At 62.4% G+C, this 12,228-nt stretch carries 12 protein-coding genes; 11 read left to right on the forward strand and 1 reads right to left on the reverse strand.

Features of this window, described 5'->3' with window-relative positions:
- The first annotated feature begins 65 nt into the window (after positions 1–65).
- Positions 66–716, forward strand: coding sequence for a maleylacetoacetate isomerase (gene maiA, locus L2Y97_RS04235; protein ID WP_247433420.1), 651 nt, complete (start codon positions 66–68; stop codon positions 714–716).
- Between the two features lie 120 nt (positions 717–836).
- On the opposite strand, the gene L2Y97_RS04240 is transcribed toward maiA, so the two are convergent.
- Entirely contained in the window at positions 837–1,946 is a 1,110-nt protein-coding gene (locus tag L2Y97_RS04240) for a PilT/PilU family type 4a pilus ATPase (RefSeq protein WP_283248300.1), read from the reverse strand.
- A 93-nt stretch (positions 1,947–2,039) separates the two neighbouring features.
- Between L2Y97_RS04240 and L2Y97_RS04245 the strand changes: the two genes are divergently transcribed.
- The 10 genes from L2Y97_RS04245 (at position 2,040) to L2Y97_RS04290 (ending at position 12,211) form a co-directional block, all read left to right on the forward strand.
- Positions 2,040–2,615, forward strand: a complete 576-nt coding sequence (locus tag L2Y97_RS04245) for a DUF4398 domain-containing protein (RefSeq protein WP_247433423.1) — start codon at positions 2,040–2,042, stop codon at positions 2,613–2,615.
- Positions 2,615–3,277, forward strand: a complete 663-nt coding sequence (locus L2Y97_RS04250) for a DUF4398 domain-containing protein (protein ID WP_247433426.1) — start codon at positions 2,615–2,617, stop codon at positions 3,275–3,277. Before L2Y97_RS04245 ends, L2Y97_RS04250 begins: the two co-directional genes overlap by 1 nt.
- A gap of 398 nt (positions 3,278–3,675) precedes the next feature.
- Positions 3,676–3,906, forward strand: coding sequence for an HP1242/YdcH family protein (locus L2Y97_RS04255; RefSeq protein ID WP_247433427.1), 231 nt, complete (start codon positions 3,676–3,678; stop codon positions 3,904–3,906).
- 210 nt (positions 3,907–4,116) lie between these two features.
- Entirely contained in the window at positions 4,117–5,487 is a 1,371-nt protein-coding gene (locus L2Y97_RS04260) for a pyridoxal-phosphate dependent enzyme (protein WP_247433429.1), read from the forward strand.
- Positions 5,488–5,505: 18 nt separating this feature from the next.
- Positions 5,506–7,335 carry a glutamine--fructose-6-phosphate transaminase (isomerizing) gene (gene glmS / locus L2Y97_RS04265; protein WP_247433432.1) on the forward strand — a complete coding sequence of 610 codons (1,830 nt, stop codon included), beginning with the start codon at positions 5,506–5,508 and terminating at the stop codon, positions 7,333–7,335.
- Positions 7,332–8,237 carry a GDP-mannose 4,6-dehydratase gene (locus L2Y97_RS04270; RefSeq protein WP_247433435.1) on the forward strand — a complete coding sequence of 302 codons (906 nt, stop codon included), beginning with the start codon at positions 7,332–7,334 and terminating at the stop codon, positions 8,235–8,237. Before glmS ends, L2Y97_RS04270 begins: the two co-directional genes overlap by 4 nt.
- Positions 8,234–9,211, forward strand: coding sequence for a GDP-mannose 4,6-dehydratase (locus L2Y97_RS04275; RefSeq protein ID WP_247433438.1), 978 nt, complete (start codon positions 8,234–8,236; stop codon positions 9,209–9,211). The genes L2Y97_RS04270 and L2Y97_RS04275 overlap by 4 nt, the downstream gene beginning before the upstream one ends.
- Positions 9,212–9,266: 55 nt before the next feature.
- A complete protein-coding gene (locus L2Y97_RS04280; protein ID WP_247433440.1) occupies positions 9,267–9,653 on the forward strand; it encodes a GtrA family protein in 387 nt (128 codons plus the stop codon).
- A 126-nt stretch (positions 9,654–9,779) separates the two neighbouring features.
- Positions 9,780–11,123 (forward strand): phosphohexomutase domain-containing protein, encoded by a 1,344-nt coding sequence (locus L2Y97_RS04285; protein ID WP_247433443.1) that lies wholly within the window; start codon positions 9,780–9,782, stop codon positions 11,121–11,123.
- On the forward strand, positions 11,120–12,211 hold the full coding sequence (locus tag L2Y97_RS04290; protein WP_247433446.1) for an acyltransferase family protein: 1,092 nt from the start codon (positions 11,120–11,122) through the stop codon (positions 12,209–12,211). The genes L2Y97_RS04285 and L2Y97_RS04290 overlap by 4 nt, the downstream gene beginning before the upstream one ends.
- Positions 12,212–12,228: the final 17 nt, after the last annotated feature.

Genomic DNA, 12,228 nt, shown 5'->3' on the forward strand with positions numbered 1-12,228 from the left:
TGATGGCGGGGAAACCGCAATTGTAACGTCCCGGCTAGAATCGGCGGACCAACGAAGGAACTCGCATGGCCCTCGCCCTCTATAGCTACTGGCGCTCCAGCGCCGCCTATCGTGTTCGTATCGCCCTGAATCTGAAGGGTTTGGCCTACGAGACGCGCCCCGTGAGCCTGATTCATGACGGCGGCGAGCACCTGAAAGCGGGATACCGCGAGCTATCGCCGCAGGGCCAGTTGCCGACCCTCGTGGATGGGGACTTCGTGGTCCGCCAGTCCATGGCGATCCTCGAATACCTGGAAGAGACCCGGCCGACGCCGGCGTTGCTGCCCGCCGATCCGCGCCACCGGGCACGTGTCCGTGAGCTGGCGCTGGCGGTAAGCACCGATATCCACCCGCTGGGTAACCTGCGGGTGCTGAAGGAAATCGAAGGGCGCTTCGGCGCCGACCAGGCGGCCAAGGCGGCCTGGTGCCGTCGGTGGATAGGACAGGGCTTCGACGGTATCGAGGCGCTATTGGCGCAGGGCCAGCGCGGTGGCTTTTGCTGGGGCGACAAGCCGACCATCGCCGATGTTTGCCTGGTGCCGCAGTTCTACAACGCGGTGCGCTGGGAGCTGGACCTGGGTCCGTACCCGATCATTCGCCACGTGGTGGCGAACTGCCAGGCGCTCGAGGCCTTCCAGGCCGCGGCCCCCGAGGTACAGCCAGACGCGCCGATGTGAAATGTAGGAGCCCACCCTGTGGGCGACAGCTTTCGCGACAAGGCCGCCCTTCCTGCGGCTCTTTCGCGAACAGCGTCGCCCACAGGGTGGGCTCCTACATGTTTGTACGGGCGTTAGGGGTTAGACGCCGATGCCGTACGGATCGCTCGAGGCAAACTCATTGCCCGTCGCGCCTTCCGACAGGCGGATCTTCAGCGCCAGGCCATCACGCGAATCGGCCTTGTTAAGGCACTCCTCGAGCGTGATCTTGCCTTCCTTGTACAGGCGATAGAGCGACTGGTCGAAGGTCTGCATGCCTTCCTGCAGGCTGCGGTCCATGGCGTCCTTCACCTCGTGGATCTGGCCGCGGCGGATCATGTCGCGGATCAGCGGGGTGTTGAGCAGTACTTCGGTGGCCGGCATGCGGCGGCCATCCTTGCCCAGCACCAGACGCTGGCTGATCACCGAGCGCAGGTTCAGGGCCAGGTTCATCAGCACGTTCTTGTGTGCCGATTCCGGGAAGAAGTTCAGGATGCGCTCAAGGGTCTGGTCGGCATTGTTCGAGTGCAGGGTGGCCAGGCAGAGGTGGCCGGTTTCCGAGAAGGAAATGGCCGCTTCCATGGTCTCCGTGTCGCGAATTTCGCCGATCATGATCACATCCGGCGCCTCGCGCATCGCGTTCTTCAGCGCCTCGTGATAGCTGTGGGTGTCCAGGCCCACCTCACGCTGGTTCACGATGGAACGTTTGTGCCGGTGCAGGTATTCGATCGGGTCCTCGATGGTGAGGATATGGCCCGAGCTATTGGTGTTGCGGTGGTCGAGCATGGCCGCCAGGGTGGTGGACTTGCCCGAGCCGGTGGCGCCGACGACCAGGATGAGGCCGCGCGGCTCCATGATCAGCTCGCGGAAAATGCCCGGCAGCTGCAGCTCTTCCAGCGAGGGGATCTCGCTCTTGATCGCACGGATGACCATGCCGATCTCGCCGCGCTGCTTGAAAACGTTAATACGGAAGCGGCCGGCTTCCTTCACGGCCAGGGCCATATTCAGCTCAAGGTCGCGCTCGAACTGCGGCACCTGGCCTTCGTCCATGAGGGAATAGGCGATCTTCTTGACCATGCCGCTGGGCAGGCCCGTGTTACCAAGCGGGTAAAGCTTGCCTTCCACCTTGATGTTCACGGGGGCACCGGTCGTCAGGAACATGTCCGACGCGCCCTTGTCCACCATCAGTTTCAGGAAATAACCGATATCCACCTAAACCCCCGTTGGTTCGCATTACAATCGAGACGACGGTCTCCCGACCTTCTATATCGACAATATCTCGCAAAGCTGTAAGAGGAACGAGTGATGGTGCACAACTTGCCGTCGAACGCCCTGTTCAAGGGCCGCCGGCTCCTTGCCCAGGCCGCTCTGGCCCTGGCTTTCGCCACCCTGGCGGGCTGCGCAAGCACCCCCCCGCCGGATGGCTCCATGAACCAGGCCCTGGCCCAGCTACAGGCCGCTCGCGATGCCGGCGCTGCCGATTACGCGCCGGTGGACCTTGATTATGCCCAAAGCAAGTTCCGCCAGGCGCAGGCGGCCATGGCTTCGAAGAAGTACGACGAGGCCTCGGTGCTCGCCGACGAGTCGCGTGCGGATAGCGAACTGGCCCGCGCCAAATCGCGCCTCGGCGCCGCCCGCGCCCAGAACTCGGCCAAGAGCAAGGAAAACGCGCAGATGCGCGTCGAGATGATCGATAACCACCAGAACGATACGGTGCCCATCCCGAACAACGTGCAGGAGACCGAATCCGTCCTGCCCGAAGCCACGGATACCACTCCGCCGCCCGTGGGCGGCCAGACCCAGCCGCTGAACGACAACGGCAACGGTTATATCCAGCCGCAAAACGACCAGCAGCAGCCGAACAACCAGGGAGGCCAGTGATGAAGCGCTACACGATCCTCCTCTCCGCCCTGGCCCTGGCCGTCTCGGCGGGCACCGCCGTGGCCGCCACGGACGATCTGGACGTTCGCCGCCTGAACGCCAGCCTGGACCAGCTCTCGGCCGATCCGGTCATCGGCAACTACGCCCAGGCCGAGCAGGCGCGTGCCCGCGAGGCCATCAGCCAGATGGCCCAGTTCAAGCCCAAGGACAAGGAGCACGCACACTACCTGTACGTGGCCGAGCGCCGGGTGGATATCGCCAAGGCCATGGCCCAGTTCCAGGATGCGCAGGCCAAGGGCGCGCAGCTCGATCGCGAGCACGACGCCATCCTGCTGGAAGCCAGCCGCCTCGATACCGAGATGGCCCGCCGCCAGCTGGAGCAGCAGCGCCAGCAGAACCAGATGATTCAGGAAGAGGCCGCCCGCCTGCAGCAGCAGGGCGTGGAGTATTCCCAGGCGCTGGAACAGGCCAAGGCCGAGGGCGACAAGGCCCGGCAGGTCGCCGCCGCCCAGGCCAAGGTGGCCAACGCTGCCAAGAAGCAGGCTGCCCTGGCCGAGGCCGCTGCGCGCGCCATGCGCGACATGAACTCGTCCGACGGTGGTGCGCCGGCCAATACGCCGGCGACCGGTTCGTCGAAGAAGAAGTCGTCGGGCGGTAACTAAGGCCGACGCCTCGCCACCCTGTAGGTGATCGCGCGCAAGCGCGCTCCTGCAGGGTGGCGGCGATTCCGTAGAAGCGTGCTCGCACGCAATGGCGGCCAACGGCCGCCGCCCTTCAGGCGCTCGCGGAGGGCTATTTCCCTGCCGCGTAAACCGTTGCTCATGCAACCGTTTTTGCGCGCCTTTTTGCGAATTTTCGCTCTTGCAGCCCCCGGAACAGGGGAGTAGGTTGAACTTCCCGTCACGTGAAAAACACGAGGCGGGTTCCTGCCGGAGCATGCGTTGAAGTTCACCAGGCACGCCATCGCGAACATCCGTTACCCGATGCAGCACTGTGCCCGCATGGCTCCCCTCACGACCGCCCCGTGCCACGGGTCGGCCCCACCGCGAGGAGATCTGCAATGTTCGAAAACCAGCAGCGTGACGACGTCGAGAAGTTCATCCATGCCAATGCCGAGACCCGTCGTCTCTATTCCCAACATCAGGAACTGAACAAGAAGCTCGAGGAAGCCGGCCGCGGTTGTCTACCGCTAAGCGACCGGGACCTCACCCAGATGAAGCGGGATAAGCTGCACGCCAAAGAGAAGCTCGAACGAATGTGGGAATCCTGGCAGGCCTCCGGACCACACTGAGGCTGACAACCGGTACATGAAAGGGCGCGCATGTCGCGCCCTTTTTGTTGCGCCGCATAAAAGCAACCGGATGCCGAATGAGCGGTCTCGCATACATCGTTTCGCCGTAGCCTGAACAGCGGGGGATCGAACAGCCGCGTCAGCCACTAGAATGGGCGCCCATCGGGCAGGGTCGAAGGGGCCCCGCCAGCACACCATCACGGAGTTCCAATGAAGGTTCATGACAGCGTCCTCGATCTGATCGGCCGCACCCCCATGGTGCGCGCCCAGCACCTCGACACCGGTCGCTGTGAGCTGTTTCTGAAGCTGGAAAGCGCCAACCCGGGTGGCTCGGTGAAGGACCGCATCGGCATGTCCATGATCGAAGGCGCCGAGCGCGCCGGGAAGATCAAGCCGGGCGATACGCTGGTCGAGGGCACCGCAGGCAACACCGGCCTGGGGCTGGCGCTGGTCGCGCAGCAGAAGGGCTACCGCCTGATCCTGGTCGTGCCCGACAAGATGAGCCGCGAGAAGATCTTCAACCTGAAGGCCATGGGCGCCGAAGTGGTGCTGACCCGTTCGGACGTGGCCAAGGGCCACCCGGAGTACTACCAGGACATGGCTGAGCGCATTGCGCGCGAAACGCCGGGGGCGTACTTCATCAACCAGTTCGGCAACCCGGATAACCCGTTGGCTCACGTGCAGACCACCGGTCCGGAAATCCTCGACCAGCTTGATGGCAAGGTCGATGCGATCGTGGTGGGCTGCGGTTCCTCGGGCACCATGAGCGGTCTCACTGCCTACCTGCGTGAGCACTCGCCCCATACGAAAATCATCCTTGCTGATCCGGTCGGTTCCATCCTGGCCCAGTACATCAACGAAGGCACCCTGTCGGAGAAATCCGGTTCGTGGATGGTCGAGGGCATCGGCGAGGATTTCCTGCCGTCCATCAGCGATTTCTCGATGGTGGAGAAGGCCTTTGCCATTACCGATAAGGAAAGCTTCGTGGCCGCTCGCGAATTGCTGGCGAAGGAAGGTGTCCTCGGCGGCTCGTCGACCGGTACCTTGCTGTCCGCCGCGCTGAAATACTGCCGCGAACAGACCGAACCCAAGCGCGTTGTCACGCTGGTCTGCGATACGGGCAACAAGTACCTGTCGAAGATGTACAACGATTACTGGATGCTCGATAACGGCTTTATCGAGCGCGAGCATTACGGCGATCTGCGTGACCTGATCCTGCGCCCGTATGCGCGGCGCGATACGGTCGTGGTCAAGCCGGAAGACATGCTGGTTACCGCCTATAACCGCATGAAACTCTACGACGTGTCGCAGCTGCCGGTGATGGAGGGCGACCGCATCGTCGGCATCCTCGATGAATCCGACGTGCTGCTGCACGTGCATGCCGATGAAACGAAATTCCGTGATCCGGTATCCACCGCGATGATCGCGTCGCCTGAAATGATCCAGGTGACCTCGTCGATCGAATCGCTGATGTCGGTATTCGAGAAAGGCCACGTGGCCATCGTGGTCGACGGGGAGCAGTTCCTTGGGTTGATCACGCGTATCGACCTGCTTAACTACCTGCGTCGCAAGGTCAATTAAGGACTAAGGGGAAAGACCATGTGTGGAATTGTTGCTGCCGTCGCTCAGCGTGATATTGCGCCTATCCTTATCGCGGGCCTGAAGGCCCTGGAATACCGCGGGTACGATTCCGCGGGCATGGCTATCGCCGACGAGGGCGAAATTCGCCGCGTCCGAGCCAAGGGCAAGGTGCGCGAGATGGAGGCGCTGTACGACGCCGATCCGATCCCGGGTGGTACGGGTATCGCACATACCCGCTGGGCTACCCACGGTGTGCCCAGCGAAGTGAATGCCCACCCGCATGTGCAGGGCCGTATCGCCATCGTGCACAACGGCATCATCGAGAACTACGCCAGCCTGCGTGAAAGCCTGCAGGGTAAGGGCCGTACCTTCCATTCGCAGACGGACACCGAAGTCATGGGTGCGGTTATCGACGAGCATGTGCAGGCGGGTAAATCCCTGCGCGATGCCGTCACCGCCGCCGTGCGTGAGCTCGAAGGCGCCTACGCCATTGCCGTCATGAGCCTGGATGAGCCGGGCCGCATTGTGGGCGCCCGCCGTGGCTGCCCGCTGCTGGTCGGCATCGGTATTGGCGAGCACTTCCTCGGTTCCGATGCGCAGGCGCTCATCAAGGTCACGAACCGGATGATGTACCTGGAAGAGGACGACATCGTCGAGATCACCCGCAGTGGCGTCGAGGTGTTCGATATCCAGGGCAATCCCGTCGATCGCGCCGCGCACGAAAGCGAAATCAGCGCCGATGCCGTGGAGCGTGGCGAGTACCGCCACTACATGCAGAAGGAAATCTTCGAGCAGCCGCGGGCGGTGGCCGATACGCTGGAAGGCCGCATTGGTCCGCACGGCGTGCTGCCCAACATCTTCGGCATCGATGCGGATCCGATCCTGGACAAGACCCGTGCTGTCCACATCGTGGCCTGTGGCACCAGCTACCACGCCGGCATGGTGGCGAAGTACTGGATCGAAGAGCTCGCCCGTATTCCGGTCGTCGTGGAAGTGGCGAGCGAGTATCGCTACCGCGACGTGGTGGTGCCGCAGGACACGCTATTCGTCGCCGTCTCGCAGTCCGGCGAAACCGCCGATACCCTGGCGGCCATGCGCGAATCGCGCCGCCGCGGCTACCTGGCCACGTTCGCCATCTGCAACGTGCCCGAATCCTCGGTGGTGCGCGAATCCGACCTGCGCCTGATGACCCGCGCGGGCCCGGAAATCGGCGTGGCCTCGACCAAGGCATTTACCACGCAGCTGGCGGCGTTCGCGCTGCTGGCGCTGGACCTGGGCCGCCGCCGCGGTCTGAACCACCAGACCTACCTGGATCATTGCCAGGAACTGCAGTCGCTGCCGCGTTATATCGAGAACGCGTTGAAGAGTGAGGAGGAGATCATCCGGATCGCCGACCACTTCATCAACAAGCAGCACGCCCTTTTCCTCGGCCGTGGTGCGCAGTACCCGGTCGCGCTGGAAGGCTCGCTCAAGCTCAAGGAAATCTCCTACATCCACGCCGAGGCTTACCCGGCCGGTGAGCTAAAGCACGGCCCGCTGGCGCTGGTGGACGAGAACATGCCGATCGTGGCCGTGGCGCCTAATGGCCCGCTGCTCGATAAGCTGAAGTCGAACCTGCAGGAAGTGCGGGCGCGTGGCGGCGAGCTCATCGTCTTTGCGGATGAGCGGGTGGAAATGGATACCGATACCGAGCGCCTGGCGACGGTGTTGGTCGATGGCGGTGGCGATCTGATCGCGCCGGCGGTGTTTACGGTGCCGATGCAGTTGCTGGCCTACCATGTGGCGGTTCTCCGCGGCACCGACGTCGACCAGCCGCGTAATCTGGCGAAGTCCGTGACGGTGGAATGAGGCGGCTCCTTCTCACGGGAGCCGGCGGCTTTGTCGGCTCCACCATCCGTGCCGAAGCGGCTGCCGGCCGCTTCGGCGACTGGGACCTCGAGGCAGCACCAGCGGACCTGGATCTACGCAACGGCGATGCCGTGCGCGCGTGGGTCGAGGGGGTGCAGCCGGATGGCGTGCTTCATCTGGCTGCCCAGGGCTTTGTGCCACGGTCCTTCGAGGCGCCCGGCGAGACCTTTGATATCAATGTGGGTGGGACGCTCCACCTCTTGCAGGCCTTGTCCGCCGCGGGCTTCACGGGGCGTTTTGTCTACGTCAGTTCCGGTGATGTGTACGGCCTGGTACCCGACGCGGACCTCCCCGTGGATGAGCACCGTCTCGCGCAGCCGCGTAATCCGTACGCCGTTTCGAAGGTTGCTGCAGAGGAGCTGGTGCTGATGTGGCATCGGACCTTCGGCCTGGATGCGGTGATCGCCCGTCCGTTCAACCATATCGGGCCGGGGCAGGGCGCCCAGTTCGCCGTACCCTCGTTCGCGTCGCAGATCGTGGCTATCGAGCGAGGGGCGGAACGGGTCATGCGCACCGGTGACATCGATACGACCCGTGACTTCACCGATGTCCGGGACGTCGTTGCCGCTTACAATGCCCTGTTGCGCGCCGGGCGTCCCGGGCAGCGCTATATCATCGGCAGTGGGCGCGAGTACCGCATGCGCACGCTGATTGAGATGATGTGCGAACTGGCCGGTGTCGAGGTAACCCTCGAGCAGGATCCGGCACGGATGCGACCGGCGGAGCAGCGCCGCATGGTGGCCAACGCCGCCTTGCTGAAAGAACACACGGGATGGGAACCCTTGATTCCGATCCGCGACACTTTGAATGCAGTATTGAACGACGCAAGAGGCAGAGCATGAGCAATGGCCAACGATCGGCCCTGATCACCGGCATTACGGGGCAGGACGGTGCCTACTTGGCGCAGCTGTTGCTCGGCAAGGGCTATCGCGTCCACGGACTCGCTCCGCGTCGTAGCACCGATACGTCATGGCGCCTGCGCGAGCTCGGCATCCTGGACGATGTTCACATGATCGATGGCGATCTGGCGGATCTATCGTCACTGATCCGCGCGATGGAGCAGTCGCGTGCCGATGAGGTGTACAACCTTGGCGCGCAGAGCTTCGTGGGTACCTCGTGGCAGCAGCCCCTCTTGACGGCCGATATTGATGGCACAGGCGCCATGCGCATGCTCGAGGCTACGCGCATCGTCAATCGCGAGGCGCACTTCTACCAAGCGTCGACCAGTGAAATGTTCGGCCTGATCAAGGCGGAACGTCAGGACGAGAATACGCCGTTTCATCCGCGCAGCCCCTACGGCGTCGCAAAGATGATGGCCCACTGGGCTACCGTGAATTACCGCGAAAGCTACGGCATGCATGCGTCGAGCGGTATTCTGTTCAACCACGAGTCGCCACTGCGCGGCATTGAGTTCGTGACGCGCAAGGTGACCAATGCCGTGGCGTCGATCAAGCTTGGCCTGCAGAAAGAGCTTCGCTTGGGTAACATCGACAGCAAGCGCGACTGGGGCTTCGCTGGCGATTATGTCGAAGCCATGTGGCTCATGACCCAGCAGGCGGTGGCCGATGACTTCGTGGTCGCAACCGGTATAACCGTGAGCGTGCGCGATATGTGCAAGCTGGCCTTCGGCCATGTCGGTCTGAACTACGAAGATTACGTGTTGATCGATCCGAAGTTCATCCGCCCGGCAGAGGTCGATGTGCTGTTGGGTAACCCTGCCAAGGCAAAAGCCGCGCTCGGGTGGGAGCCCAGGACATCCATGGAGCAGCTCATCTCCATGATGGTAGACGCTGACATGCGCCGGCTGGGTGCATGATGCGGGGACACCGGCCGCTCCTCTGGGGACGTCTGTCGGCAATGGGATGCGTTGGATGAGACGCCAGGCCATCCTTTTCTCCGTGGCGGGCGTGGTCGGCTTCGTCGTCGATGCCACTGTGCTTTACATCGCGTTATGGATGGGCCTCGGTTACTTCGCCGGCCGGGTTGTTTCCTTCCTGTTGGCCGTATTCGCCACGTGGCAGGTGAACCGGCGGTTCGCTTTCGCCGACAGCAGGCAACGCTCTGCCTGGAGGGAGTGGTGGCACTATCTCGCCGCCATGAGCCTGGGCGGCGTGGTGAACTACCTCGCTTACAGCGCTGTTGTCGTCTTCATGCCGCCCGCTGGCGTGAAGCCCCTGCTGGCGGTCGCCGCCGGGTCGGCCGCCGGCATGCTGGTGAACTTCGCAGGCGCGAAGTTCTGGGTTTTTCGCCCACGTTAGCGGCATGCTGGCGAGGCTCGGGCGATCCGCGGGTGGACGGGGGGAGGGCCGGTAGGGGGCTTGGCCAAGTTGAGTCCAGTCCCCGCAGCGACGAGAATAGTGTCCTTTCCATCGAAGGGATGCCTCATGAAGTGCTTCAAGGCCTACGACATTCGTGGCCGCGTCCCGGATGAGTTGAACGAAGAAGTCGCCTACCGCCTGGGCAGGGCTTTTGCCCGTTGGGTTGGGCCTGGAAAAGTCGTCGTGGGGTACGACATTCGTAAGGACAGTCCTGCCTTTGCCGCAGCGATCGTGCGCGGTCTGGGCGATGAAGGCCGTGACGCGATCGACATTGGGTTGTGTGGAACCGAGGAGGTCTATTTTCAGGTATTTCACCGCCAGGTTGCGGGGGGCATCATGGTTACTGCCAGCCACAACCCTATTGATTACAACGGCATGAAGCTCGTTCGCGAAGGCGCGCGCCCCATCAGTGGCGATACGGGCCTGCGCGATATCGAACGGCTGGTCGAATCGGATGCGTTCGGTGCGCCCGCGCCGGTGCGTGGGCGCGTCGAGCGAGACCACGATAAGTCCGCGTATGTCGAGCACCTGCTCGGCTACGTCGATCCCAGCCGGTTCGCGCCCTTAAAAGTTGTGGTTAATGCCGGTAACGGTGGTGCTGGCGCCATCGTCGATCTTCTGGCTCCGCATCTGCCGCTGGAATTCATTCGCGTCAATCACGAGCCCGATGGCTCGTTCCCCAATGGCATCCCCAATCCGTTGCTCCCGGGCAACCGGGCGGCGACGGCGAATGCGGTGCGCGAGCACGGTGCGGACTTCGGCATCGCCTGGGATGGTGACTTTGACCGTTGCTTCCTCTTTGATGCCGATGGCGAATTCATCGAAGGCTATTACATTGTGGGGTTGTTGGCCGCGCAGCTGCTGGAGAGAAACCCTGGCGCCAGGGTCATTCACGATCCAAGGCTTACCTGGAACACCATTGACATGGTGAAGCAAGCCGGCGGCGTGCCCATTGAAAGCAAGACGGGCCACGCCTTCATCAAGGAGCGCATGCGCGCGGAAGATGCCGTCTACGGTGGCGAGATGAGTGCCCACCATTACTTCCGTGAATTCGCCTACTGCGATTCCGGGATGATTCCATGGCTATTGATCGCCGAGCGTGTGTCCAAATCAAACGCCTCGCTTGCGAGCATGCTGGCTGAGCGCGTCAAGGCTTACCCATGCAGTGGCGAAATCAACTTTGTCGTGGACGATGCTAAGGCAGCCATTGAGCGCGTTCTGGCGTTCTATGCAAATCAGAACCCCATTCTTGACCATATTGATGGGGTCAGCGCGGATTTCGGGGCATGGCGCTTCAACGTACGTTCGTCTAACACGGAGCCTTTGCTCAGGCTAAATGTGGAGTCGCGTGGTGATCCGGCGCTTCTTGAGGCGCGTACGCGTGAAATTGCACGCATCCTCACCGTATGAAGTTGCCTGTGGTGGCGTCGCTCGCGCAGCGTATGGAAGGGCGGGATCGGGATGGAGAGAATAATTTCCTCCTTATCCGCCTGTTGGCCGCGACGTCAGTTCTCGTTGGGCATGCATACGCGTTAGCACCTCTTCACTGCGAAACCTGCAAGGAGCCTTTGAAGGCCGCCGGTGGCCCGGTGCCCATCAATGGCCTCGGTGTCCTTGTGTTCTTCACGATCAGTGGATTCCTGATCTTGCGGAGCGCGCTCAAACACGATGTTGCTTCGTACCTTCGCTCCCGTCTGTTACGCGTCGCGCCTGCACTTATGATCTGCGCCCTGCTTACGGCCTTCGTTTTGGGGCCCGCCTTCACGAGCTTGTCCCTTCGGGATTACCTCGCGAGCAGCGGCGTTTATGAGTATCTCGGGAAGATAGTCCTGTACTTCAGGCATGCCCCTTTTGAGCTGCCCGGCGTGGTCTTCACGGCCACTGCACATGGCCGCGGGGTGAATGGGAGCCTCTGGACCATTCCACTAGAAGTGAGACTCTACGTCCTGGCATTGGTGGCGGGAGTCGTCGTACGGGTGACTCGAGCGCCGGCGCTGGTGCCAGTTCTTGCCTTGATTTTACTAGCCGCGTGCTTCGATATGAGCTGGATCGTGCCCAATGAAGACGGGTATCGTCTGGCATGGGCGTTCGCTTTGGGATCGGTGATGTATGCGACACGCGCCTGGTTGCCCATGCATGGGGGCATAGCCGGAGGGCTGCTCATCGCCTGGTGGGTTTGCCGTGATCAGCCTGTAGGCATTGCCTTGTTCCTTGTGGCTACGGCGTATGCAACGATTTACGCTGCGTTCCTGCCGCCATTGCGGCTCCCTAACTGGGTGAATGACTACTCGTATGGCATCTATCTGTACGGATTCCCATTACAACAAGTGCTTGGTGCTCTGTTTCCTGGCCTCGGGCCGTACTCGCTGATGGGTGCATCCATTCCCGTCGTCTGGCTGGCTGGGGCGGCGTCATGGTACGGAGTGGAGGCAAGGTGCCTGCGCAGGAAGACTCGACGCGGTCCGGTTGCCGAAGAGCTGCGGCAATATACATCGTGACGTCAATGAGCCCGGAC

Source organism: Luteibacter aegosomatissinici (assembly GCF_023078495.1).
Taxonomy (GTDB): Bacteria; Pseudomonadota; Gammaproteobacteria; order Xanthomonadales; family Rhodanobacteraceae; genus Luteibacter; species Luteibacter aegosomatissinici.

Bases quoted from the DNA above. Each gene is read 5' to 3' on its own strand.
- maiA (WP_247433420.1), top strand. From the start codon at position 66: ATGGCCCTCGCCCTCTATAGCTACTGGCGCTCCAGCGCCGCCTATCGT.
- L2Y97_RS04245 (WP_247433423.1), top strand. From the start codon at position 2,040: ATGGTGCACAACTTGCCGTCGAACGCCCTGTTCAAGGGCCGCCGGCTC.
- L2Y97_RS04250 (WP_247433426.1), top strand. From the start codon at position 2,615: ATGAAGCGCTACACGATCCTCCTCTCCGCCCTGGCCCTGGCCGTCTCG.
- L2Y97_RS04255 (WP_247433427.1), top strand. From the start codon at position 3,676: ATGTTCGAAAACCAGCAGCGTGACGACGTCGAGAAGTTCATCCATGCC.
- L2Y97_RS04260 (WP_247433429.1), top strand. From the start codon at position 4,117: ATGAAGGTTCATGACAGCGTCCTCGATCTGATCGGCCGCACCCCCATG.
- glmS (WP_247433432.1), top strand. From the start codon at position 5,506: ATGTGTGGAATTGTTGCTGCCGTCGCTCAGCGTGATATTGCGCCTATC.
- L2Y97_RS04270 (WP_247433435.1), top strand. From the start codon at position 7,332: ATGAGGCGGCTCCTTCTCACGGGAGCCGGCGGCTTTGTCGGCTCCACC.
- L2Y97_RS04275 (WP_247433438.1), top strand. From the start codon at position 8,234: ATGAGCAATGGCCAACGATCGGCCCTGATCACCGGCATTACGGGGCAG.
- L2Y97_RS04280 (WP_247433440.1), top strand. From the start codon at position 9,267: ATGAGACGCCAGGCCATCCTTTTCTCCGTGGCGGGCGTGGTCGGCTTC.
- L2Y97_RS04285 (WP_247433443.1), top strand. From the start codon at position 9,780: ATGAAGTGCTTCAAGGCCTACGACATTCGTGGCCGCGTCCCGGATGAG.
- L2Y97_RS04290 (WP_247433446.1), top strand. From the start codon at position 11,120: ATGAAGTTGCCTGTGGTGGCGTCGCTCGCGCAGCGTATGGAAGGGCGG.